The following is a 25,850-nucleotide window of genomic DNA, read 5'->3' as shown; positions in this document are numbered from 1 at the left end:
GCTGAAGATGTAGTTGCCGATACCATCTGAACCGCCCTTGATAACGGCAGTTTCAATGGAAGAGCAGCCGCTGAATGCGTAATCACCAATCTTTTTTACTGTTTCAGGAATTGCTATGGATGTTACATCTTTAAGATTTGCGAATGCATACGAACCAATTTCAAGGAGCGTTTCAGGAATAGCGATGTCATTTAATAAATTACAGTCACAGAAAGAATAATTTCCGATGGAAGTTATAGCTTTAGGCAATATGAGTTTTCCGACAGGGCTTTTGTATTCCCTGACTTTTGCAATTACTTCACCCTTGTCATTTGTTTCGTAATAAAATTCATAATAGTCTAACTTAGGAAGTGAAGAACAGTTTCTGAATGCTCCGTTTCCTATGCGTTTGATAGTATTCGGCATACTGATAGAAGTCATATTGCTGCAATTATAGAATACATTATTGCCTATGCTGGTGATCATTTCGCCGTCTATTTCATCACTGACATTTTCAATGACCGTATTCTTTACGATCGAAGGATCTCTGAACGGTGATGAGTCGAAATCATACATGTCACCATATCCGCAGATGTAAAGATATCCGTCAGGATAAAGCATATATGAAATATTTTCACCAAGTTCACCTGTCTCTGCAATCATCTCATCTTTATCAAATGAAAGTGCAGGAAGTGTTCCTGTAACAATTACTCTTTTTGTTGTTGTAGCTTTTGTAACATTTGCACCTGTTGCAGATTTGGTATCTCCGTGAGTATAGCCTTTGAAATTTCCACTATCGTCAACTGTTACATCTTCTTTGAATTCCATATCCACTGCGGAATTTTTTACTGTAACTGTACCTGATTCCAACGTTTTTCCTTCATAAGAAACGGTGTAATTATATGTACCGGGCAAGCAGTAAAAAGCTGCACCGTATGGTCCGACAGTTGCTTCCTTGTTATCGAGCTTGACATCAGCCGGTATATATCCACCGTCAGCATTGCTTATAACATTGAATGTTGTTCTGAATCTGTTATAGTCACATTCACCGAAACCGAAACCGTTTTCAGATGAGAGATACGCGCCTAAGAAAGGTATATTAATTGAGAGCTCAAGAAGTTTCCATGACTTGGTTCTTCTTAAAATACTAACATCAACATTAACCTTTATAACGAAATCTGTAGTTGCTTTGATACAGAATTTGCAGGCATGATACCATTTATCATCTTTTTCATTATTGATAATAACCTTATCAGGCGGTTCCTTAATATTTTCTTCGATTTGATTATATATGTCTGCAAGAGACGCTTCCGCGCTTACTTTTAAGCCTGCTTTAAAGTCAAAACCTACAGCAGCGATCTTTTCACTTTTAACTTTTAGGTAGACTTTTAATTCAAGACCTGCATATATCTCACCTGAGATCTTAAAATCTGCATTAATATTCTCTTTTTTGAAGAGCTCTGTTTTGTTTTGAAAATCGCCGTCATCATAGGCAAATCCGATAACATTGTCCCATTCCAACGAGAGCTCTATATTTCCTGAGAAATCAAGGAATACTCGCGGAGAAAGCACGACATCAACAGCAGGGATAGAAGTCGGGATACTTATTTTGGCAATAGTTGCTGCAATGGACTTAGCTTTAGGATCTGAAGACTCATAAAATGCACTGCCTGAGAAGCCGTTGCTGATCGTAAATGAAGGAGTTATCTTTAATGTAAGCTCCAGCTTCGTTGTCATGAACTTCTTTACGAAATTAAAGTTAACAGAAACAGTAACTGAACCATCCACCTCTTCTTTGTGTTCTACTTTAGCATCCCAGTATGGATCATTCGGCCGGATATCCTCAGTCTGAGGCTCCAATATTGAATTAAGGCTGAATGTCTTGCTTGCCGAATAATTAAATTTAATATCATTCTTAGGCATTTCATAATGGAAATCAATTGTTCCGTCATCACTGATTACAGGAATTCCGTTTTCATCAATATTCGGGAATGACATACCTTCATCAGCATAAGAAGCGTCGACCTGAGCCTTGCTCATATTTCCTTCACTCTCGATCTTGATGAAATCAAACATATCTTCAATATCATCATTGCCCGATACAGTTACCGTATCACCGTCTTTTTCAATCTTTTCAACATTTACTGCGATGATGTTTTCCTCATCAGGCTGTATATAGAGATATTCACCTTCCTGAAGGGAAGAAATGCTGTCATCAGCATTGTCAAATACGAAAACATTGTTGTCATAGTCAGCAGAAACAAGATTATTCTGTTCCTCAGAGCTTTCTGCCTTTACTGTGTCTTCGTTGAGAACGAGGAAGTTTGTTGTCTCATCTTCATCGAGATTAACTACCTGTTCCTGATCAAAGTCATGTATGTCTGTGGCAAGTATCTCCTGATATTCCTTTGTGTACCTGCTAAGTGTATAAGGTTTGCCAGCGGGGCGGTTCAGCGGATCGAAAAGCTGAGCCTTTACAAGGTAATACTGCGGAAGCTTTGATGCATCAGCTTTAAGCTCACTGTTGATAAGCTTGCCGGCTTCAACAGTTGTCTCAACACTGAAAACATTTTCGGAAGTCTCATCATTTACGAAAGAGACAACGATCTTTGCTTCTGTCTGCTGGGTAGATGCCACACGTACTGTTCCCGTTTCACTGTCAAATTCCAGAGAAGTGATCTGGAACTGAGAATTACAAGCATTTTCAGTGAGCGGATTTTGTACGTCTTCTTTCGCTGCCGCGTTCTGGAAAAAGTTTCCGAGCGAATTGGTAGACTTAACTTCATAATCGGCCGCTGCTGGTTTTCCCTTCGTAGTGGCTGCATTTGCTTCTTGACCTGCATTATTCAATGCCTGATTTGGCAGGACAGCAGAGGTACACATTACTGCACTCAGCACACCTGCTATTAGTCGGTTTCTAAGCATGTTTCAACATTCCTCCTCAAAATCATCTCTTGGTAGTATATACCATTTATATATTATATTACTCAATGTACAAAATGTCAATGTTTATTTAGCGGTTTTAGGCTTGTATTATCATAAATTGCTAACGTTGTGATAATCGTTAAATATGATGAAACAGGCAAAAATGAGCAGCAGCGATGTTTGAGAATATTTTTCCTGCTTTATGATATATGGATAATCATATAGCATGTAAAATGATGAGAAAAAAAGAAACACAGATTTTTTGTATAAAGTGATTATTTGTGCAAATGATAGCCGCAGCTTTTTGTATCTTGTATCGCAATAAATGGATTGTATTTTTTTTGAAAATATGTTATAATAATAACCGCTTTTTAAATTATTGCGGCATTGTATAAAACATTTTTGATGTTGTGGTTTATTATCAGTGCTGAGACTTAAAACGGTTAGGAGGGGGTGAATGAACACACATTTCGTTAAAGGCTGACATGAGCAGTCGGCTTTTAACATTTCGGCGCAAATGGCTGTTGCATTCAAGATATTGACAGAGTATTCATAATCGAATGAAGGTTATGTGAAAGTGTGGCTGTATTGGTATTTTATACAAGTTCATTACTGATGCGGAGCAGGCTTTCCGAGGAGCAAAGCTGACAGATCACGCTGAAATACATATATCATACATTAAATTTATAAGGGAGATATTTTATGTTTAAGAGATTATTATCTGCGCTACTTGCGACCTCTATGGTTTTAAGTATGCCGATCGGTGCGGATAAATCGTCTGATTACGGACCGATCCAAGCAAATGCTGCGGAAACTGTTCCGACAGAAACAACTGCAACGAATGATAAAAAACTTGGTGATCCAAACGGTGACGGTATGATAGATGCTGTAGATGCTTCTATGATACTTTCAAATTATGCAAGGTATTCAACAACCGGTGATGAACCGGGTGAAGATGACTTTGCTGTGTGTGATCTGAATGGCGATGCTAAAATTGATGCTGTAGATGCATCAGCTGTTTTAGCGTATTATGCCTATTCTTCAGTTGGCGGAACTTTAGATCTGGCTGACTTTTTGAAGGATCCACATGTGGATCCTAATGCTTCGTCTACTACAACTACAAGTACGCCAACTACAACCACCAAAGCTGCAACTACGACTTCAAAGTCAACAGCTACAACGACTAAGGCTGCAACTACGACTTCAAAGTCAACAACCACAACGACAAAGACTTCGACTGCAACGTCAAAGCCTACAACTACAACGATTTCGGCTGTAACTACAACTGTAACAACTTCTATTCCGGCTGATCTTGACAGTGATAAGGACGGTCTTACAGATATTTATGAGAATTTGTTCGGTACAGATGTAAATAAAGTTGATACTGACGGAGACGGTCTCACAGACTATCAGGAGATTTATGTTACAGGAACAGACCCTCTTGTACGTGACTCAGTAACTAAGGACGTTTCGGATTCTGATGCTGACAGTGATGAAGACGGTCTTACAAATGCAGAAGAGATAAAGCTTGAAACAGACCCGAAAAAAATTGATACCGACAACGACGGACTTAAAGACGGTGACGAAGTAAAGACTTATAAGACTGATCCTCTGAAATATGATACGGACGGTGATACAATTTCAGACGGTGACGAAGTAAAACTTAAAACTGATCCTACAAAGGCATCTTCTGACGGCAAGACTTCTGATAAGGACAGAAAGTTTGCTCAGCATATCGGCAAGGATTCAGAAACACTTGCATTAATAAATACAAAAGATAATCCGTTCAAGGTCTCTATTGATATAACAGCTTCAGGCTATGCAGAAACAGCCATGAGTGCAGATGAGAGCGGATATGCAAATGTTATTTCAAGTGATATGGTACTTGGAATAGTTCCTGAATTTGATTACGAAGATGGAATGACAGTTGAAGATGTTGTTCTGAATTTTGATATTGAAAGCGGATATGTTGCAAACACAAACGGCAAGTATGCAGCAGTATCAAATAATTTTGAGGGCATAAAGAGATTTAATGTATTCAAGTATTTTGAAGATACAAATATGCTTCTTCCTATCGAGACAACTTATGATGTTGAGAATAACAGAGTTATAACTCATGTTGACGAACTCGGTACATACTGCCTTATTGATATGGAGAAGTGGCTTGAGAACCTCGAGGTCGATCCTGAAACCGTAAAGAGCGAAGAATCTGCTGACAAACAGCCCGATATCAAGAGTATGCCGGGCAGAGCTCGTAAAAATGCTCCCGCACAGACCAATTCTGCTCCGATCGATGTTGTGTTCCATGTCTTTTCAAAAGAAGGATTACATATTGAGAAGAGCCGTTCAGATATACTTGAGACAGCAGAGAAGCTTTTTGAAGAATATAAAAATAAAAATCAGGTTCATATAATTGTATCCGCATATTCTGGTGCACTTGCAACAGTTGATGGAGAAAAGACATATGCAAGCAATATGGAAGAACTTGAAAAAATGATGGAACATTTACCCGGTATTCCTACTGCTTATAAAAATAGTGATATGTCTGATTATCTGCTATCTTACTTAATTAATTTGAAAGACAACTACTCTCCTATACACAGAGAAGAAGCAGATAGTTACTATGTTCTTGTTGAAAGAGAAATTATCGAACCAGATACAATTGCTTTTCCTCTTAAATTTGAGACTTTTTATTCTAAATTCCCGTGTACAGTAATTGCGTTAGGAAGCGTTGACGATTACAAAAATCTTGCTGAAAGCACAGAGGGCTGTTACATTAACAAATTAGTTAATTATGCAGATCCTGTTTCAGAATTTATAATTAAGAAGCACGGACAGCAAAAATTTGATGTAATAGTACCGACAGGCTGGAAAAAAATAGTTCTGGATAAACCTCTTACTTCTGAATACAGAGAATTATTAGACGGTAATGCATCAATGGGTGAATATGATTTTACAGACAGAACGAGATTTGCAGATACAGATAAAGACGGTATTATTGATATAAGCGAGGTGCTTTATAAAGATAATACAACCGATGCGGATCTTGTAACTTTTGATAGTAACGGTGCGGTGAACCTGCCAACGCTTAGAAAAGTTATGGAGGTAGCATCTAAGGGAAATAAAGAATACATTGAAAAAGCTCTTGAACAATATGGCGGTATTAAGGATAAAGATCTGCCGATCAGGATTTTGCCTATAAAATCTGATCCTACAGAAAAGGATTCTGACTTTGACGGTATTGTTGATAATGAGGATGACAAAAAGTTAGATAATGTAACGCAGGGTATTCTGAAAACAGAGTATGGAAATGATATATACTATGGTGGAATATCATATGCAATTGATATAAGAGACTTCTTTAATCCTTCATCTACGTATAGCAGAAGATTGGCAAATTTCGGAGCTGTTCTTTCGACAGTTGTTTATACATCAAATGATAAAAGATCGCTGATACCTTATGACCTTGATAATGCAGATAATAAAGTTGAAAAAAGGAACGAAGGTATTTATGAGTTAACAAATTATTTTTTTAATTCACCTGAATTTGCAGATATTGATAAAAACAATTGTATGTATGCAAATGATGTTCTTAAAATGCATGGCTTTACAAAAATAGAAATCTATGATTTAAGAGCAGATGATGAAAATGATCCGGATGCTGCAAGTGATACTAAAGCACAGGAACTGCTTGACGATGAAAACAGGTCAATACATACTTACAGAGAGCATTATCCTGATTCTCATGTAGTAAGAATGGTTATAGGTCAGAAAGAACTTGAATACAAAGGCAAGAAGAAAACTATAATCGCTGTTGCCTTGGAAGGAACTGAAACTTCAGTTAAAGAATGGACAAGTAATTTTGATCTGGGCAGTACAGAGGAAAGAAAATTGGTATTAGATTGGCTAGACTCTGATAAAAGTGAAGATGCGGCTTCCAAATTTGATGAACCATTGAAGTATTGGCTTAAAAATAACGAATGTGAATTAGATGCATATGAATACTGGAGAACAGCTGAACATCATAAAGGTTTTGACATCGTTGCAAATAGGTTCTATGATTTTATTAAAGAATATGTTGAAGTTCGATGTGCTAATGTGAGCAAAGAAAACATTTCATTCTTTGTTACAGGACATTCCCGTGCTGCTGCTGTTTCTAATCTGTTGTCATATTATCTGATTGAGGATGAACATCATTATGAGACTTTTTCTTATAATGTTGCATGCCCAAGTACTACAACAAAGAGCACTGCACACGATGCCAAGTATAATTCAATTTTCAATATTAATAATTCAGATGATTTTGTTCCAAAGATACCTATGGATACATGGCATTTTACAAGATACGGTAGAACAGCAGACGAAAAAGGTATTTCTTCTGGTTATCAAAAAGATTGGCAATATCTGTCTAAAGAACTGAGTTATACAACTGATTTGAGTGTAGTAGGTAATAGCATAGGAAGCTATAATTGGGATTCGTTAGGTGATGGATTGCAGGAAACCATAGATGCATTGTCTTTTGTAGCTTTGAATGACATTGATGATATATATAAAGACAGATTTGAGTCATGCTATCATAAAAAAGACGCTCTTGATGAACTCAAGAAATATATGAGAGAAAAAGATGCTGATTATTTCAGAAATAATTGTTACAAATTTACTTATGATCCTTTCTTCGATTTCGTTTATGATCCTGAAAAAAACGAATATAATTTTGAAAATATTACTTCCGAATATTATTCTATTGATATAGCGAATAAAATCCCCAAAAATGCTTTGCCGTTTTGCTTGAAGGGTGAAAAAATTAAGAGACTAGAACAGAATATAAGTGGAGAACCTGAATTTAAAGAGTATCAGCATATTTGTCAATGCCCTGCGTTTTTTATGCAGATTTTAGCTGCAAAATCAGGCGATGCAACAAATACTAAAGGATTCTTGATAGATTTCGCAATGGCTTCAAGGTTTGGAAATGCGAAGTTGCAATTGATAGAGACAAATCTCGGTGGAATGGAACACCCACATTACTTACAGAGCTATTATGTTCTTACAAAGCATATTTTTGCAGATGATTTCCACTAAATAATATTAAGAGCCTTCAGACCAAGTCTGAAGGCTCATTTTTTATCATTATTACGAAGCACCGTTGCCCTTGAATACAACGACGATAGTTTTCAGGATTATCTTTATATCAAGGAGCAGGCTCCATTTTTCGATATATTCGCGGTCAAGGCGGACAACTTCCTCAAAGTCTGTGATGCCGCTCCTGCCGCTGACCTGCCACAGACCTGTAAGCCCGGGCTTTATGCTCATTCTTATTCTGTGACCAAGATCGTACTTTTCCCATTCGTCAATTGTAGGCGGACGAGTGCCCACAAGGCTCATATTGCCTTTCAGTATATTATAGAACTGCGGAAGCTCATCAATGGAGTATTTGCGGATAAAGTTTCCGATACCCTTTGGCCTGCCGTGCCTGTCCTTTTTCTCGCTGCCGATTATACGCGGGTCGTCGTCCATTTTGAACATCATATCACTGTCTATCTTGTTCTTAGCCATAAGCTCCTGCTTGCGCTTTTCAGCGTCCATGTACATACTTCTGAACTTGTACATACGGAATGTTTTGCCGTTCTGACCTACTCTGTTTTGAGTGAAGAATATAGGTCCGGGAGATTTTGCGTATATAACAGGTGCAAGGAATAGAAATACTATTATTGTTATGACACAGCCTATAAGTCCGCCTATGATATCTGCAAGGCGCTTGACAGCCATTTCACCTGCGGAAGCAGGAGAGACACTGCTCGAAAGGACTCTGTACGGACCTAAGTTTTTCATCTCCGTTATAGGCCATCTGCCGTCAGAGATAGAAGTTATGGAGTAATTTACAGTTATACCCATACGGAAAAGACTTTCCATAAGCATTGATGGAAGCTCCATATTTTCTGTTTGCAGCAGGAATACTTCGTCCACCCAGCCGTGAGTCAGCTTTGATATTGTCTCATCATTTAGAGAATAAAAGGGAACTTCGCCTTCCTTTTCACCCTCAGTGCACTCTCTGTCCGTGACTACAACACCTGAAATAAAGTAGCTGCGGTGTTCCTGCTCACTTATAAGAGCCATAAGCGACTTTTTTGCTATACTTCCTGAAGTTATGAGGACTATAGATTTGCGGTTCTCTTTGTATTTGCTTGAATTGAACACCCTGATTTTATTGAGCTGTCTGACGAGATAGTCAACAAAGGTGAATGTTACCGACGTAAGACCTAACTGAAGACGTGATGCGGTAACAGAATGTTTTACGGCAAAAAGGTATACCAGCGCGATAAGGATTATTCCTGATATGTATTTTATTATGGAAAAAAACTCTTCAAGCCGTCCTCGCCTGAGTATACCTCGGTAATTATTTGAAAAAACTATGAGAAGGAGCTGGCACATTGTAAGGATGACCGCCTGATACTGGTAGTCATCGGTACGGTATGGGTTGGTGAAGCTTATATGCATCCAGTAGCTTATAGTAAAGCAAAATTGCAGGCATATCATGTCGAGTATGATGAAATCGCCGTGCTTCAGCCCTTCCTTTAAACCTTTATTTCCCACGAAGCACCTCCGTGATTTTTTTGTCCTGCTATGTTCGGGACATTTAATTTATAATAATTATAAACCATAACTGCAAATGTGTCAAGGCTGATGCCTGTTGCTGCTGCAAGTAAAAAATCTTCGGGATATGTGTTGACATATTGGCTGATATAGGCTAAAATGGAACTATAAAAAGAATATGTCTAAGACTGCTGTAAATTGAAATAGGTAAGAAAAACTGTGTAATACAGCCGTGAGCCGTCAGGCATGAGCCATTAGCCGAAAGTGTTTGCTTACGCTCACATTATTTATAAATTATTCGCCGAAGGCGACACATTGGCTAATAGCTAAGGGCTGAGTTACATGATAAGTAAGAATTAAGATAATACTTCCCTGATTCAATCAGTATTATCGGAAAGGAATGAGTTTATGAAAATAGTAAAAAGAGTATCTGCTTTTGCTTCTGCGGCTGTTATGGCACTGACAGCTTCTGCGGCAGGCAGTACGGCTATGGCGGCGACTACTCCCGATGTTGTTGATTATGCAGAGACCGAGAACAACTGGGCAAAGCTTTTGCAGTACACGCTTTATTTCTATGACGCAAATATGTGCGGTACGGGAGTATCCGATAACAACCGCCTTTCATGGCGAGGAAACTGTCATGTATACGATTCAAAGGTACCGATGCACCCCATTGATGACGACCATACGGGAACGAATATGTCTGCGAGCTTCATGGAAAAGTACAAGGATATCCTTGACCCCGATGGTGACGGATTTATTGATGTTTCTGGCGGCTTCCATGACGCAGGCGATCACGTAAAATTCGGACTTCCCGAGGCTTATGCGGCTTCTGTGGTATCATGGGGCTATTATGAGTTCCGTGAGGCTTATGAGGAAACGGGACAGGCAGCCCACGCAGAGACTATATGCCGTTATTTCTGCGACTATTTCATGCGCAGCACCTTCCGCGACAAGAACGGCGACGTTATTGCTTTCTGCTATCAGGTGGGCGACGGAGCTGTTGACCACAGCTACTGGCAGGCTCCCGAGATAGACGCTATGGGCAGACCTGCATTCTTTGCCACATCGGATATTCCTACGACGGACGATGTTTCGGAAAGTGCAGCAGCTCTTGCAATAAACTATTACAACTTTAAGGACACAGACCCCGAGTATGCGGAGAAGTGCCTTGACTATTCAAAGGCACTGTTCGACTTTGCCAATAAGAACGAGAAAAAAGTGGGACAAGGCAAGGACGGCCCTGCAAGTTTCTACACATCGAGCAAGTGGGAGGACGATTTCTGCTTCGCAGCAGGCTGGCTCTATCTCATAACACTGGATCATGATTATCTTGAAGCATGCGAGAAGTACATCGACTACTATGCGCCTCCGGGTTATGTTCTCTGCTGGAACGATATGTGGAACGGCGTGGGACTTATCTTCGGACGCATACAGGATATCTACCCCGAGGTCTGCGAGGAGACCCGTGTTGCTATAGGCAGAGGTCAGTATGAAGTCCTTGATTTCTGGGAAATGGAAGCAAAGGCTTTGAATACGGTCATGAACAAGAAGCTGACTCCCGCAGGTTATTTCCACCTTGATACATGGGGAAGTGCAAGATACAATACAGCTGTACAGTTCACGGCTCTGGTGTATGATAAGTACAACAAGGGCAAGGATAAGTATAACGAGAAAAATCCCGATTACACCTTTACAGAATGGTCACTGGGACAGATGGAATACATCATCGGCGATAATCCTCTCGGCAGAAGCTATGTAGTAGGCTACGGTGAGAATTCCGTAAAATACCCTCATCACCGTGCGGCTTCGGGACTTACAATGGCTGAAGATCCTGCCGAGCACAAGCACGTACTTTACGGTGCTCTTGCAGGCGGTCCTGATGAAAACGATGAGCATAACGATGTGACAAAGGACTGGGTATACAACGAGGTAACTATAGACTACAATGCGGCTATAGTCGGTGCAGCGGCAGGACTTTACCTTTATAAAGGCGATAAGACCATGAAGCCCGAGGAGAATTTCCCTCCTGCTGAAAAGACTGACGATACACAGCTTTTCTCGGGTGATGATTTCTGGGCAGCAGGCTATTGCTCGGACGCTCCCGAAAAGACAGGCTCAGGCGTTACAAAGCTCACATTCTTTGTAAATACCGACTCTCTCGAACCACACGATGATATATCCATACGTTATTATTTCAGCATAGAGGAATTCGAGAACAAGACTATTCCCGGCAGTTTCGTATTGCAAAAGACCTACGATCAGGTCGAGACAGAGGTAACAGGCAAGGCGGCTGTACTTTCTCAGCCCAAGCAGTACAAGGACGATATCTATTACATCGAGATATCATGGCCTGATTATGCTATTGCAAACTCCAACAAGAAGTACCAGCTCATTATCGGCAACTATTACGGTGAGAAGTGGGATTCTTCCAACGACTGGAGCAAAAAGGGCATGATAGACCTTACCGAAGAGGGTGAGGACTACGATAATATCGTAAGCGGAGTTGAGTTCGCTAAACGCTGTGAAAACGTATGCGTATACGCTGACGGAAAGCTTATCGGAGGTACAGAGCCTGACGGCACAAAGCCTGCAAAGGTGTATAAAGTAGCACAGCTTGTAAGACTTCGCAGGATGCTGCTCGGTCTTGAAGCATTCAGCTCGGAAGATGCAGCTAAACAGTTTGACTTCAACGGTGACGGAGAAGTTGATATCCACGACGAGGTCGAGCTGAGAAAGCTCCTTATCGCCCAAAACGCATAAAAAACCAAATCCCCCGAGGCAGTGCCTCGGGGGATTTTTCGATATGAGCCTTTAGTCTTTAGCTCTTAGCCATCAGGAAGCGGCTTTGCCGCTTTATTATCGGGCGGCGGAACGCCACCCCCTACAATGGGCTAACGGCTAACGGCTCTGATCCTGATTTAGCAAAGCTAAATCAGGATCAGTCACTTACGTCTGTATCGAGAGTTATACTTACATGATAATCGGGGTACATCTCCTGAGTCTCGTTAAGGATATGCTGATATATCTCGTCGATATCGGGAGCTGCAAAGTCGATGATGATATCGAAGTGAATAGTCTTATGCTCCTCGTCAAGGTAGAAGCCGTGTATCTGGAGAAGATGCTCGTGGGACATTACGTTCCTGCGTATCTCCGAATACATCTGTGTAGCCTTATCGTTTGCGGTATTTGCAGCATAAACGCTTATGCCTGCGAGAATTACCCTGTGTTCTGTCAGCACCTTTTCGGTGATGCGGTGTTCAAGCTTATCAAGCTCTGCAACTGTGAGCGTATCGGGGACTTCTATATGCACAGAGCCTATAAGCAGATTGGGACCATAGTTATGGAGTACAAGGTCGTATGCGCCCTGAACCTCGGGGAATGAACAGACTGTCTGCTTTATTTCCTTAGAAAGTTCGCTGCTTATGCGCTTGCCGATAATATTTGACAGACTGTCACCAAGCATACCGAGTCCTGATTTTATGATGACAATGGCAATGACTGCGCCCAGCCATGCTTCTGTGCGTATATCAAAAAGGATATAGATAAAGGCAGCAAGGAGCGTTGATGCGGAGATAACCGAGTCCAGCAGAGCATCGCTTCCCGAAGCAATCAGTGAGTCGGAATTGACCTTTATACCGGCATTTTTTACGTAAGTACCCAGAATTATCTTTACCACTACTGCCGATGCAACTATTATTAGTGCAGCTGCCGAGTAATCAGGTACAACAGGGTGTATTATCTTTTTTATGGACTCCACAAGAGCAGTTACACCTGCGTAGAGTACGATTACCGCGATAAGGGTGGTGCTCAGGTTTTCTATGCGTCCGTAGCCATAGGGGTGGTTCTTGTCGGGACGCTTTTTTGCAAGCTTGGTGCCTATAATAGTTATGACCGAGGACATTACGTCACTCAGGTTGTTTACTGCATCAAGCACGATAGCGATCGAGGAGCTCAGAATTCCGACTATTGCCTTGAATGATGCAAGCAATACATTGGCGAGTATGCCGATGATACTTGTTTTTATGATGACTTTATCTCTGTTCACGGAGAAGTTCACCTCATTTTATTTTATTGTTTATGGAAAGGGTGCAGCGTCACGCTGTCATGCGATGAGATATGCCTTTTGTTTATGCTGCCGCGCTGTTTAATAGCCGCCGCCCTTGACGTTTATCTGTTCCTCTGTAGCGGTAACATTTCCCGAGCGTCCGCACCAGCCGCAGGTGACGCGCTCCTCGTTGTTCCAGCAGCTGAGCTTGCCGCATCTGTCGCACTGCACGAATTTTATGGTCTTACAGTAAGGACAGCCGTTGAATTCATCTGCGGGGTAAAGATTTCCCTTTATTTTGACTTTGTCGAATCCCTCATGGGAAGCTCTTTTTTCGTCGATAGGGAATGCCCATGTCCTGAACCAGTCGCCTTCCCATTCCTCGACTCTTACGCCGTAAATGCGGCGAGCTTCGGGGCATTTCATAAGTATGACTTCAGCTTTCATTTTCCTCAGCCTTTCTTCTTTGTTCATCGCGGTATTCTGACGGCGAGTGTCCCTCGCACATTCTGAACTGGCGCACGAAGTAATTATACGATGAATAGCCGCACTCGCGGGATATTTCGGTAACTGTCATATCCGTCTGAGCCAGCAGGGTCTTTGCACTGTCTATGCGGAACTGTATCATTTCCTCTATTATGCTCTTGCCGAAATAGGCTTTATATATCTTTTGCAGATAGCTCTTGCTGAGATACAGGCTTTCGGCTATCTCACTGATATTCCACGGCAGCTCGGGATTTTTCATTATCCTGTTGCGCAGGAGACACAGCTTTTCAAACTGCGGATTTGATGTAGTCTCGGATATTGCATATGAGAATACCCTGTTCATGGTAGCCTTATACATCGCGTCGGAAAGCTCGGCAGTTTCCGTGATCTCACAGCTGCACACACCCACTGAAAAGTCGATATTGCAGTTTTCCTCGCCGGTGCTGAACTGTGTTTCCTTTATTTTGCCGCAAAGCTCGTTGTATATAGCTTCGGCGCGGGCACTGTCCGGACTTATGACGCAAAGGGTCTGTGAAGCCCATGCACCGCATATTTCCTTGTTGTGTATACATGAGCGGAGCTTCTTTGCGAAAGCCGCCATAATGCTGTTGGATTTCTCCTCGCCGCTCTGATAGTAGGCTTTTTTAAGTCCGTGCAGCTCGAATATGATACATTCCACGGATCTGTTTCCCGCTGCATTCGGGAATTTTTTACTGAATTCCTGTTCTATGCCGCTTCTGTTGAGCAGTCCTGTAAGGTGATCGTAAAGCAGGGCTTTGCTGGTGTTGAGGATAGTGCGGTTCATTATAGCCTTGATACGTACCTGCTCAAGGGCAACGTTGACGTAGTTTATCCATTTCATGTACAGCGAACTGAAGGAACGGGGCTCTTTTCCGAATGAGACTGCACAGTATCCGAAGAAGTTATTATTATAATGTAAGGGCGAGATGAAAAACGCGGAGGGATAGCTGCGGTCCTCATTATAATCGGGGAGTATCTCAGATGAACTGAATATGAGATTTGTTTCGGCTTCACGCCATATTGCGGACTTTGCAAGGACCACCTTCATATTGTCACCGATATTGAAGTTAAGCTCTTCGGCATTCTTGTCAACGGTAGCATCGACATAGCTCTGGGTAAGGCAGATGCGCACCCTTCTCATTTTATGCAGGAAGTAGGTGTAATTATCCAGCCTGTCGGCAAAAGTCGAAATATTATCTGCATTTGTGATATCGAAAAGCATATCGCCGTAGAGCAGCTCTGACTCAAATCTGGCGTTTATGCTGATATTACGGAGTATACTGTGCCTGAGGCTCGGATTTTCGGTGCAGCCGCAGCTCTCTCCGAGACGGAGCTCACCGTTCTCGTTGGGGACTTTGCCGCATATCTTTCCTGTTATGATGCGGTAAAGCCTTCGTATCGCCTCAGCGCCCAGCTGAAAGTTCGGACGGCTGTAGCTCGTTATGGACGGACTTGCCTGATATCCCTCGATAGACGCATCATAGCCTGTTATAGCTATATCCTCGGGGACTCTTACACCTGCGTCGATGAACAGCTTTGAAAGTGTTATAGCCATTACATCGTTTCCGCAGACTATAGCCTCGGGGCGTTCAAGCTCGCCGCTGAGTATGCGCTTGGCAAATCTTTTTGGAGCTTCCGTCCAGAAGTCTCCGTATTCATACCAGCTTTTCTCTACATTAATGCCGTGCCTTTTCATTGAAGTCCTGTAGCCTGCAAGGCGTTCCTCGCCGCTGAAGGTGTTTTTCGGACCCGTAAGGCAGTATATCCTTCTGTAGCCGTGAACATTTATAAGGTGGTCTGTGATAGTCTCGAAAGCGTCACGGTCATCTACAGAGGTGGTCTCAAAGCTTTTGTGATCGTTGTAATCAAGGAGCATTACGGGCTTTTCCGAGCGTTTGCACAGCTCGTCCATGTGTCGGCAGATATCCTCGTTTTGCAGGGAATTTCTGTCATAGATTATGCCGTCGATTTTTTCGGACATTATAAGGTCGAATATAGTTTTTTCCGCGTCCTTGTGTACGGAGGAAAGAGAGAAATTATGCAGGGGAGAGATAACAGCCACATCGCAGTTGCTCTTGAAAGCCTGAGTTATGATGCCGCGGAGTATCTCACTCTGGAAAGCTATATGACAATCGGCTATGATAACGCCGATAAGTATTCGTTTGCTCATTAATATCCCTCCGTTCGTTTAGCTCTAAGGCTGTGAAGAGTAATAATTCTGTTCACTGATAACTAAAAAACGACCATTTCTATATGTACTATTGTATCATATAAAAGTGATGATTGCAAGATGATTTTATATATTTAATGTTGTAATTTCAAAAAATCTTCTTAAAAAGATAGTATTTTTCATTGCAAATGATAATAAAAAGTGTATAATATACTTGTAGGCGTAATTCAGAGCTAAAGAAGATAAGGGGTTATCTTTCGCAATTATGCCTTCCAGGGGATCAGCGCAGGTCTGACATCGGGCAGTAGGCAGCCTTTTGTACAGTGTGCGCAGATTAAGCTCGCGGAGCTTTAGTGCAGGACAATTTTTCAGAGTACCCTCTCTGATCAATAATTCTAATATTCCCTCAGAAGAAAGTCTCCTTGCGGAGACTTTCTTCATTTAAACGGCAAAAGGTGCGGAAAATAGGCGTTTTTTGATGTAGAATGTATAAAATAGCACAAAAATCGCTGCTTATTTATATTTACCGTGACCATTGACTTTTTACCTATAAATGTGTTATGATGTAGGTATTAGTTGCAGTCTGCACAAAAATGCTCAATTTCATTTGTGCACACTGGCAGAAAACAAAGGAAAATCAATATGCTTGCAAGCCTAACAAATATAAATAAGTTTTATAACGGCAATCAGGTGCTGTGCAATGTTTCCCTTACTATCGACGAAAACGACAAGATAGGTCTTGTGGGAAACAACGGCTGCGGAAAGTCAACACTGCTGAAGATACTTACAGGCTCAGTTGAGCCTGACCGCTTTACCGAAAAGGACGGCATCGTATCTATGGCGGCAAAGACTACCGTAGGATATCTCGAACAGATGGGCGGTCTCAATACCGAGAATACCGTTATCGAGGAGATGCGGAGCGTTTTTGAACCAATACATCGTGCTATCGACAGATTGCGCGAGATAGAGCTGGAAATAGAAATGGGCGATGATTCCGCCGCAGACGAGTATCAGCAGCTTTCATCGTGGATAGAAGCCAATGATGGCTATAACACCGATGTGAAGATACGCATGGTGCTCAACGGTATGGGATTTTCGGGCGAAGAGCTTGAGCGTACCGTTTCGGGCTTCAGCGGCGGCGAAAAGACTCGCCTTTGCATTGCAAGGCTTCTCCTTGAAGAGCCTAATCTGCTTATTCTCGACGAGCCTACAAACCACCTTGACTTCAAGACAATCATGTGGCTTGAGGACTATCTCCGTACTTACAAGGGTGCGGTGCTGATAGTATCACATGACAGATACTTCCTTGACAGGCTTTGTACCTCGATATGCGAGATAGAAAGAGGCGTTCTTACACGATACAGAGGGAATTATACAGCCTTTGTGCGTCAGCGCGAGGAAAATGATGCGCGCCGCGAAAAGGAATACGAGATGCAGCAGAAGCAGATAGCTCATATGGAGGAATATGTTGCAAAAAATCTCGTCCGTGCTTCTACTACGAAAATGGCGCAGAGCCGCAGAAAACAGCTTGAAAAAATGGAACGCATAGAGCGTCCCGTACATGATACAAAACACGCAAAGATACGCTTTACCTACGCTGTCGAGCCGCCTATAGACGTATTAAAGGTCAAAGGCATCGACATTTCGGTGGGTGAGGGAAGCGGAAGAAAAACTCTTGTCGATACTCTCGATTTTGAAGTCCGAAGAGGCGAAAAAGTCGGAATTATAGGAGATAACGGTATCGGCAAATCAACTCTTCTGCGTATCATACAGGAACAGCTCCCTCATAAGGGCGTTGTCCGCTGGAACAGCAATATAAAGATATCCTACTTTGAGCAGGAAAGTACCAACCTTAATAAGGAGCTTACCGTAATGGAAGAACTCCACAGCCGCTATCCTTTGCTTTCAGACCTTGAAGTCCGCAGTCTCCTTGCACAGGTGAGACTTGTGGGAGAGAATGTTTTCAAGGAAACAGGAGTCATCAGCGGCGGCGAACGTGCTAAGCTCTGCTTTGCTATAATGATGCAGGAGCACGGAAACGTACTTATACTTGACGAGCCTACCAACCACCTTGACCTCAGCTCAAAAGAGGCTATCGAGGAGGCATTGGCTGAATATACGGGAACGGTCATATTTGTCAGCCATGACCGATATCTCCTGAGCAAGATCGCTGACAGGCTTATCGAGCTTACTGACGGACAGTACAGGCTTCATAACTATGGCTTCGAGAAATACCTCGATGTACTCAGAGATGAGCAGGCTGCCGAAAGAAAAGCTGTTGAAGCTGAAAAACAGCAGAAAGCTGCGGAAGCAGCCAAGGAAAAGTCTGCTAAGAATTATCGCAGCAAGCAGCAGAGAAGTGCCGACGCTGCGAGAAAAAACGAAATGAGACGCCTTGAAAAGGAAATCGACGACCTACAGGCACAGATAGACGCTCTTACCGAGGAGATCGGCAAGGAGGAGGTCTACAGTGATTACGAGCTTATGAACCGTAAATGTGCCGAGATCGAAGAGCTCAAACAGAGGATCGACGAGAATTTCGAGCTTCTGATCGAGCTTGAACAGTAAAGGAGTATTATTATGAAGATCAAAACGCTTATGAGCATAGCCGCTACGGCTGCGCTTGCTGCTTCATCTGTAGGTATTACCGCACACGGCGAAGCAGGTCTGTATCTTATCGGCGATATAAACGGCGACGGTATGGTTGACTCGGCAGACGCTTGTTCTGTACTTGCTGCATATGCGTGTACTTCTTCGGGCAAGGAAAGCCCGTTATTTACCTATCAGGAATCGGCTGCCGATCTGAACGGCGACAGTCAGGTGGACGCAGTTGATGCTTCGCTCATACTTTCTTACTATGCATGGGCTTCTGTAAGTGATGATGAAAACCCGATAATGACCGACTTCCTCGAAAAGAATGGCTTCAAGCAGAAAGCCGATGAAGAGGAAAAGCCTGCCGAGCAGACCGATAACGGCGGCGGTGAAGCTCCTGCTGCACCTGCACCTGTTGCGGAGACTCCTGTTGCGGAATATGTTCCTCCGAGAATAGACAGCGAGTATGAGGAGTGGTTCTGGGTAGGCGATTCACGTACAGTAGGTATGGCAAGAAGTATAGCTATCGACTATATAGCTAAGGTCGGTGCGGGAATCAAGCTGTTCAGGGACAATGCTCAGCAGATATACCAGATACGCGATAAGACGGTCATCATCAATCTCGGCGTAAACGACCTTGACAGCGGCGCTTACCTCAGACTTTACAACAGTATGCCCGATGAGTTCCTTGATAATAATACTGTTATATTTATGTCCGTAAATCCATGTGAAGGCAATTACGCTTACCTCAACAGCAGGATAGATGCTTTCAATAACGCTATGCGTGACGGTCTTGACAGCAGGATACAGTTCCTTGACAGTAATGCGTATCTGAAGTATTACGGCTTCAGAACAACTGATGGTCTGCATTATACCGATGCTACCTATGCTGATATCTACAACTTTGTATTCGACAGCCTTATGGGCGGCGAATAAATAAAAAATATGAAATTATTAAAATAGCTATTGCAATAGCAATTGATTTATGATATAATATTATAAAGTATTTTGCGGCTAAAACCGCATGATCTTATGGAGGTTTAAAAATGAAACACATTAAGACTATCAATAAGGCAAATCTCAAAGAGTCTGCTCAGAAGGGCGGCTGCGGCAAGTGTCAGGCTTCATGTCAGTCTGCTTGCAAGACCTCATGCACAGTTGCAAACCAGAAGTGCGAGAGATAAGCTAACGCTATGATCGGTCGAGGCAGTATGAAAATGCTGCCTCATATTTTTTGAATAGAGGGTAAATAAATGATACATAAGTATAAGCTTAACGGCTTGAATATAGTTCTCGATGTAAACAGCGGCGGAGTTCATCTTGTGGACGAGCTTACATATGATCTCCTTGACAATGTTGAGCCGCCTTTTGAAGCAGAATGTCCTCAGAAGGTTGTGGACAAGCTTTCAAAGTCATACAGCGAGCAGGATATCCGCGACTGCTATGACGAGATAGTGGAGCTTTACAACGACAAGATACTCTTCTCAGAGGACGATTATGAGAAGTACGCTAAGTATTCCGTAGCTTCTCCCGTAAAGGCTATGTGCCTTAATATCGCACATGACTGCCAGCTAAGATGCAAGTACTGTTTTGCTTCCACAGGCGATTTCGGCAAGGGCAGAAAGCTCATGTCATTTGAGACAGGCAAACACGCTATCGACTTCCTTCTTGAGAATTCGGGCGACCGTCCAAATCTTGAGCTGGACTTCTTCGGCGGTGAGCCGCTCATGAACTTCAATGTTGTGAAGCAGGTAGTTGAATACGCAAGAAGCCGCGAAAAGGAGTACAACAAGAAGTTCCGCTTTACTATCACTACAAACGGTCTTCTTCTTGACGATGAGAAGATAGACTTCATCAACCGTGAGATGTCAAACGTTGTTCTTTCTATTGACGGACGTAAGGAAGTTAACGATTATTTCCGCGTACTGCCAAACGGACAGGGCTGCTATGACATGATACTGCCTAAGTACCAGAAGCTCGTTGCAGGCAGAGGCGATAAGGAGTATTATGTAAGAGGTACTTTCACAAACAAGAACCTCGACTTTTCCAACGACGTTTTTGCCCTTAACGAAGCAGGCTTCGACCAGATATCCGTAGAGCCTGTTGTGGGCGATGACGATATCTATGCACTTACAGAAAAGGATCTTCCTGCTGTATTTGCAGAGTACGAAAAGCTTGCACTGAAGCTCCTCGAAAATGAGAAGAACGGCAAGAAGTTCAATTTCTTCCACTTTATGCTGGATCTGGATCAGGGACCGTGCGCTATCAAGCGTCTCAGGGGCTGCGGCTGCGGAAACGACTATGTAGCAATCACTCCTGACGGCGATATCTTCCCCTGTCATCAGTTCGTAGGTATTGACGAGTACAAAATGGGCAATATCGACGAGGGCACTTTTGATCAGGAAATGAAAGCTGATTTCGCAAAGGCTCACGTTTATTCAAAGCCCGACTGCCGCGAGTGCTGGGCTAAATTCTATTGCAGCGGCGGCTGTAACGCTAATAATTACCAGTATATGGGCGATATCAGAACTGCTCATAAGATATCATGTCAGCTTGAAAAGAAGCGTCTTGAGTGCGCTATAATGATGAAAGCTGTCAAAATGGCTGATACGGCTGAGTGATCAGTTGTGGTGAATAGTGTTCAGAAGGGGCGGATTTTATCCGCCCTTTGTATTTGCTGTGCAGGTGTCTCTTGCTTTTGCGTAGCTTATATGTTATAATCATATTATAATAACAACAGGGGGGGAGAGCCATGAAAATAAACCGTATACAGCTGAATTGCCGCCGCGAAACTGCTTTCGGCGGTGAACTGGGAGCAGACCCTGTTCTGCTTTTTTTCAGGACTCCTGTTATGTATATGGACGGGGGAAAGGCTCTTCACACATCTGGCAGCTGTGCAGCTCTGCTCACAAGCGGCTATAAGTCCACATTCCGCCCAATAAAGGGAAAGAATATGCGATATGACATAGTGAGCTTCAAAACCTCTGCTGCTGACAGGCAGTACATCTCTTCTATGAATCTGCCGCAGGATATTCCCATAGAGCTGAGCGACGGCTTTTCTGTAGCAGGCACTCTGAGGGCTATGCAGTCACAGTCAATGCACAGAGGCAGGCATTTCAGTGAGTTTATGGAGCTTTCCATGCGCCTTATCTTCATAGCTCTCAGTGATGCAGCCGATTGTCCCGAAGCTTCGCCCGAAGAGAAGATACCGAGGTACAGCGAGCTGAAAAAGTACCGTGAACTTATATATGATGACCCTATGAATATGTGGTCTGTTGATGATATATGCGATGAGATGCAGATAAGCCGTTCCTATTTTCACCGCCTTTATCTCATGGCTTTCGGAGTTACTTTCCGTCAGGACGTCATCGAGAGCAGACTGGTAAGAGCAGCCGAGCTGCTGAAAAATACAGCCATGTCAGTTACGGCTATTGCAGAGACCTGCGGCTATGACAGTGAATCATACTTTATGCGGCAGTTCAAAATGCATAAGGGCTGTACCCCGTCGGAGTACAGAAGAAGGAAGGAAAATTCAGAAGAATAGGGCTTATTTGTCTATTTTGTATACCGAGCTTTGAATTATGTGGGAATTTATATAGCCTTTTAGTGCAAAAAATCAAAAAAACACTTTACAAGTACAAAGATTTGTGATATAATACTGAGTATGAGCAATTTTTGCGTGAAAATCATATTGGGGAGCAATTTTTGGAGAATACCGCATTTGTATGCGGTCAATGGACAGGCAGTACGCATATAACCCTCTGAAAGCATAGCGGCTGTCTGATTATAACCGAATATTCTTTAAGGAGCGATTTCGTTTTATGACTAACGGAGATAAACGAAGAAACCGCAAAAGAGATAAAGTATCAAAGCGCTATAAGGTAAGATATGACAGACTCGTTGCGGTAGTCCTTGTTCTCGTAGTTCTTGTGGTGGTGCTTGCATCATGCTGTAAGAGCTGTTCGGACAAGGAAAAGAAACCCACCTCCGCATCGACGACTCAGGCATCAAATACTGATAATACACAGCAGTCTTCAATTATTGACGGTCTTATTACAAGTAATGAGACAAGTTCTCTTATAACAGGCACTCCCGACGGACAGAAGCCGTCAGAGTCGCTGTATACAACAGAAGTACATAACGCAGCTGATATCAACCGAGGAAATCTCATTCTCGTTAATTCAGACCATGAGTATAAATTCCCTGAGGACGATATCGAGCTTGTATCAATTTATGATACTATAGACGGCGTAGCATTCCACGTAAGCGATATGGTAACAAAGCTTGACAAGGAAGCACTTGCACAGGTTCAGGCACTCATGCAGGCTTTCTATGAGGCTGAGAATAATTCCGATATCTATGTTATCGGCGGCTATCGTACACTTGAGGAACAGAATGACAAGTATTACAACGGTAATTCTCAGTTCCAGGGCGGCTATTCCGATTATCATACTGGCAGAAGCTTTGATATGGCTATAGTTCCGAAGGATTCAACATCGGGATACTATTCGCCTACAGGCGTTTACAGCTGGATATATGAAAATGCCGCAGATTACGGCTTTGTAGTGCGCTTTCCTGAGGGAAAGGAAGGCTCGACAAGTGAGCGCGCAAGAGATTATACATACAGATATGTAGGTGCTCCTCATGCTGTATATATGAAGCAGAACAATTACTCGCTGGAGGAGTATATAAACGAGCTTAAAGCACATACTAAGGACGAACCTATTGAGGTAACAGTCGGAAATAAGCTTTATCAGATATACTATGCTCCCGCAAATCCAACAGGAAATACAGATGTTCCTGTACCCGCAAACAAGACATATACTGTTTCGGGAAATAATGTTGACGGATTTATTGTAACTGTAAGCATGAATTAAAGCAAAAATGTCCCCCGACTCAGGGGGACTATTTTGGTTGTCAGAGCATTTGAAAAAAGAATGGAGATAAATGTGAAAGAAAAGAGAAAGATATTCAGCATCGCAGCTTGTGCGGTCATGTGCATTACAGGTGTTACGGGCTGCGGCAGCGGCAATAAAAAGGGTGACGGTTCAGGTCATATGTACCGCGCCGCTCTTGCGTACAATCCGAAAAGCCTTGACCCGCAGTACGCTACAGACCCTTCCTCCGCTACGGTCATCAAAAACCTTTACAGCGGACTTGTTATGAAGGACGAAAACGGCAGTATATCCTGCTGCAACGCTAAGGATTACAGTGTTTCCGCGGACGGCTGCGTCTACACATTTCATCTGCGTGAGGACAATTACTGGTTCTTTGATGAAAACAATGATGATATAATAGACGATGATGAGTATTTTCCTGTTACGGCAGACGATTACGTTTTTGCTCTCAGGAGAATACTTGACCCGAATATGCATTCACCCTTCGCAAGCGAATTCATGTGTCTGAGCGGCAGCAGACTTGCAAGGGATAATGCTCATTCTATGGAAGCTCTTGAGGTCGTGGCAAAGGACGACTATACACTTGAGATATCCCTTGATTATCCTTGTGCGGAGTTCCTTAGCCTGCTTGCAACACCTGCGGCTTATCCCTGCAATGAGGAGTTCTTCCTGTCCACGAAAGGTCGATACGGACTGGACGACAGATCGGTAATGTCTAACGGACCGTTCTATGTGCGTCAGTGGTATTACGACCCCTATGGAAATGCAAATATACTTTATATGCGCAAGAACGAGGTAAATGAAAACGAAAGCTATGATATATACCCGACTTTTGTAAGCTTTTCCATTGAAAAAAGCGAGGCTGCTGTGAAGCAGTGCTTTAAGGACGATACGGCTGAGTGCTTTTCGTCTGTCAAGGTGGGGGGATACAATCCGAAAAAGTATCACATCTCAGGCTATAAGGCAATGACTCTCGGACTTATTTTCAATCCGTCGGATAAGCTCTACTCAAATGAAAATCTTCGCAGGGCAGTTGCACTTGCCGCAGACAGAGAAGCTCTTAAAGGCGAGACAGGCAGTGATATACAGCCTGCTTACGGAATCATACCGCCTGCTGTTGACATTGTGGGAAGAAGCTACCGTGAGCTTTCATCTGAGAAACAGTTTGATATTTACGATACAAAAGCGGCTGCGGACGCGCTTGCAAAGGCAAAGAGCGAGCTTAAAGTGAGCTCTGTGGAGAGCGTAAAGATAATCGTTGATTCGAGCACAGTTGATTCCCGTTATCTCCATGTGCTTTCTCAGCACTGGCAGGACAGCCTCGGTATTTATATAGGTATCGAGGACCTTACCTCAAAGGAATTCAACGAGAGGATAGAGAGCGGCGATTACAGTATCGCGCTTTATCCTGTCAAGGGCGATTTCAACAGCGGACTTGCTGTGCTTGATAAGTTCAGAACTACAGATTGCCTTAAACACGCAGCAGTAGACGGCTTCAATACCGATGACGTACTGAAGAGTTCATCTGTTACCGAGCTTGTAAACAGCTACACAGCTGCCGAAAAAGGCATACTTGATAAGTTCGGTTTTGTGCCGCTGTTCTATAAGAGCACATATCTTGTAGCAAAAGATACCAATGAGGATATAATCTATGACCCGTTCACAGGCTCTATAGATTACAGAATAGCAAAGAATTACAGTTAAAATAAAAAGTCCGTGAATATTCACGGACTTTTTTCATTTTTTGCGTAGTTCGTTGAGGTTTTTCTCTTTTTCAAAGAACGCTCTGCTCATGACTGCGTATTCATCATATGTGCAGACTTGACGACATTTCGGCTCAAAGGAGCTTGTTACCGTAAAGCATTCTCTCATATTGTCGCAGGGATATTCTGCGCACTGTGAACAGTTCTCGATGTTTTTCTCGCTGCAGCAGTTGATAACATGGTATCTGCACCAGTTTTCGGGACTACAGCCATTGCAGGATATCTCGTCATTTGATACCACATGGTCGCGGTAGCCTATTTTGTACCAAAGCTCGGCAGTGTGATGCAGCTCGGCTTTTGTCTTTTTGTATGGCGGCGCATTATACCGTGGACAGACTGAACAGTCATTTCCGCAGGCAGCTATTATCCTTTTCATT

15 protein-coding genes are annotated in these 25,850 nt (G+C 42.8%); 9 read left to right on the top strand and 6 right to left on the bottom strand.

Annotation, left to right across the window (positions count from 1 at the left end):
• A partial coding sequence (locus L870_RS0106540) for a leucine-rich repeat domain-containing protein (protein WP_028517468.1) occupies positions 1-2,904 on the bottom strand: 2,904 nt, incomplete at its 3' end.
• A 702-nt stretch (positions 2,905-3,606) separates the two neighbouring features.
• Between L870_RS0106540 and L870_RS18455 the strand changes: the two genes are divergently transcribed.
• Positions 3,607-7,983, top strand: a complete 4,377-nt coding sequence (locus L870_RS18455; RefSeq protein WP_080676368.1) for a lipase family protein — start codon at positions 3,607-3,609, stop codon at positions 7,981-7,983.
• Positions 7,984-8,034: 51 nt separating this feature from the next.
• Here L870_RS18455 and L870_RS0106530 read toward each other — a convergent pair whose 3' ends face one another.
• Positions 8,035-9,495 carry a sugar transferase gene (locus tag L870_RS0106530; RefSeq protein WP_028517467.1) on the bottom strand — a complete coding sequence of 487 codons (1,461 nt, stop codon included), beginning with the start codon at positions 9,493-9,495 and terminating at the stop codon, positions 8,035-8,037.
• Positions 9,496-9,903: 408 nt separating this feature from the next.
• Between L870_RS0106530 and L870_RS16840 the strand changes: the two genes are divergently transcribed.
• Positions 9,904-12,258: a glycoside hydrolase family 9 protein gene (locus L870_RS16840; RefSeq protein WP_037271470.1), complete on the top strand. Its 2,355-nt coding sequence runs from the start codon at positions 9,904-9,906 to the stop codon at positions 12,256-12,258.
• A gap of 178 nt (positions 12,259-12,436) precedes the next feature.
• On the opposite strand, the gene L870_RS0106520 is transcribed toward L870_RS16840, so the two are convergent.
• The 3 genes from L870_RS0106520 to L870_RS0106510 all read right to left on the bottom strand — a co-directional run bounded on the left by L870_RS0106520 (position 12,437) and on the right by L870_RS0106510 (position 16,220).
• Positions 12,437-13,543: a cation diffusion facilitator family transporter gene (locus L870_RS0106520; RefSeq protein ID WP_028517466.1), complete on the bottom strand. Its 1,107-nt coding sequence runs from the start codon at positions 13,541-13,543 to the stop codon at positions 12,437-12,439.
• Positions 13,544-13,642: 99 nt separating this feature from the next.
• Positions 13,643-13,990 (bottom strand): TerY-C metal binding domain-containing protein, encoded by a 348-nt coding sequence (locus L870_RS0106515; RefSeq protein ID WP_028517465.1) that lies wholly within the window; start codon positions 13,988-13,990, stop codon positions 13,643-13,645.
• Positions 13,980-16,220: a substrate-binding domain-containing protein gene (locus L870_RS0106510; RefSeq protein ID WP_028517464.1), complete on the bottom strand. Its 2,241-nt coding sequence runs from the start codon at positions 16,218-16,220 to the stop codon at positions 13,980-13,982. The genes L870_RS0106515 and L870_RS0106510 overlap by 11 nt, the downstream gene beginning before the upstream one ends.
• 642 nt (positions 16,221-16,862) lie before the next feature.
• Between L870_RS0106510 and abc-f the strand changes: the two genes are divergently transcribed.
• The 7 genes from abc-f (at position 16,863) to L870_RS0106475 (ending at position 25,414) form a co-directional block, all read left to right on the top strand.
• Entirely contained in the window at positions 16,863-18,788 is a 1,926-nt protein-coding gene (abc-f, locus tag L870_RS0106505; RefSeq protein ID WP_028517463.1) for a ribosomal protection-like ABC-F family protein, read from the top strand.
• Positions 18,789-18,800: 12 nt separating this feature from the next.
• Positions 18,801-19,748 (top strand): dockerin type I domain-containing protein, encoded by a 948-nt coding sequence (locus tag L870_RS18450; protein WP_028517462.1) that lies wholly within the window; start codon positions 18,801-18,803, stop codon positions 19,746-19,748.
• 110 nt (positions 19,749-19,858) lie between these two features.
• Positions 19,859-19,996, top strand: coding sequence for a six-cysteine ranthipeptide SCIFF (scfA, locus tag L870_RS18955; protein WP_019679123.1), 138 nt, complete (start codon positions 19,859-19,861; stop codon positions 19,994-19,996).
• Between the two features lie 69 nt (positions 19,997-20,065).
• The gene (gene scfB, locus L870_RS0106490; protein ID WP_028517461.1) at positions 20,066-21,433 is read left to right on the top strand and encodes a thioether cross-link-forming SCIFF peptide maturase; all 1,368 of its coding nucleotides are present in this window, start codon (positions 20,066-20,068) and stop codon (positions 21,431-21,433) included.
• Positions 21,434-21,564: 131 nt separating this feature from the next.
• Positions 21,565-22,356 (top strand): helix-turn-helix domain-containing protein, encoded by a 792-nt coding sequence (locus L870_RS0106485; RefSeq protein WP_028517460.1) that lies wholly within the window; start codon positions 21,565-21,567, stop codon positions 22,354-22,356.
• 277 nt (positions 22,357-22,633) lie between these two features.
• Positions 22,634-23,689 (top strand): M15 family metallopeptidase, encoded by a 1,056-nt coding sequence (locus L870_RS0106480; protein ID WP_028517459.1) that lies wholly within the window; start codon positions 22,634-22,636, stop codon positions 23,687-23,689.
• 33 nt (positions 23,690-23,722) lie between these two features.
• Entirely contained in the window at positions 23,723-25,414 is a 1,692-nt protein-coding gene (locus tag L870_RS0106475; protein WP_242836495.1) for an ABC transporter substrate-binding protein, read from the top strand.
• A gap of 33 nt (positions 25,415-25,447) precedes the next feature.
• On the opposite strand, the gene L870_RS0106470 is transcribed toward L870_RS0106475, so the two are convergent.
• Positions 25,448-25,849 carry a DUF3795 domain-containing protein gene (locus L870_RS0106470; protein WP_162148434.1) on the bottom strand — a complete coding sequence of 134 codons (402 nt, stop codon included), beginning with the start codon at positions 25,847-25,849 and terminating at the stop codon, positions 25,448-25,450.
• Position 25,850: the final 1 nt, after the last annotated feature.

The sequence above is a fragment of the Ruminococcus flavefaciens ATCC 19208 genome, assembly GCF_000518765.1.
Lineage (GTDB): Bacteria > Bacillota > Clostridia > Oscillospirales > Ruminococcaceae > Ruminococcus > Ruminococcus flavefaciens.
This window is presented reverse-complemented; position numbering and strand designations above follow the sequence as displayed.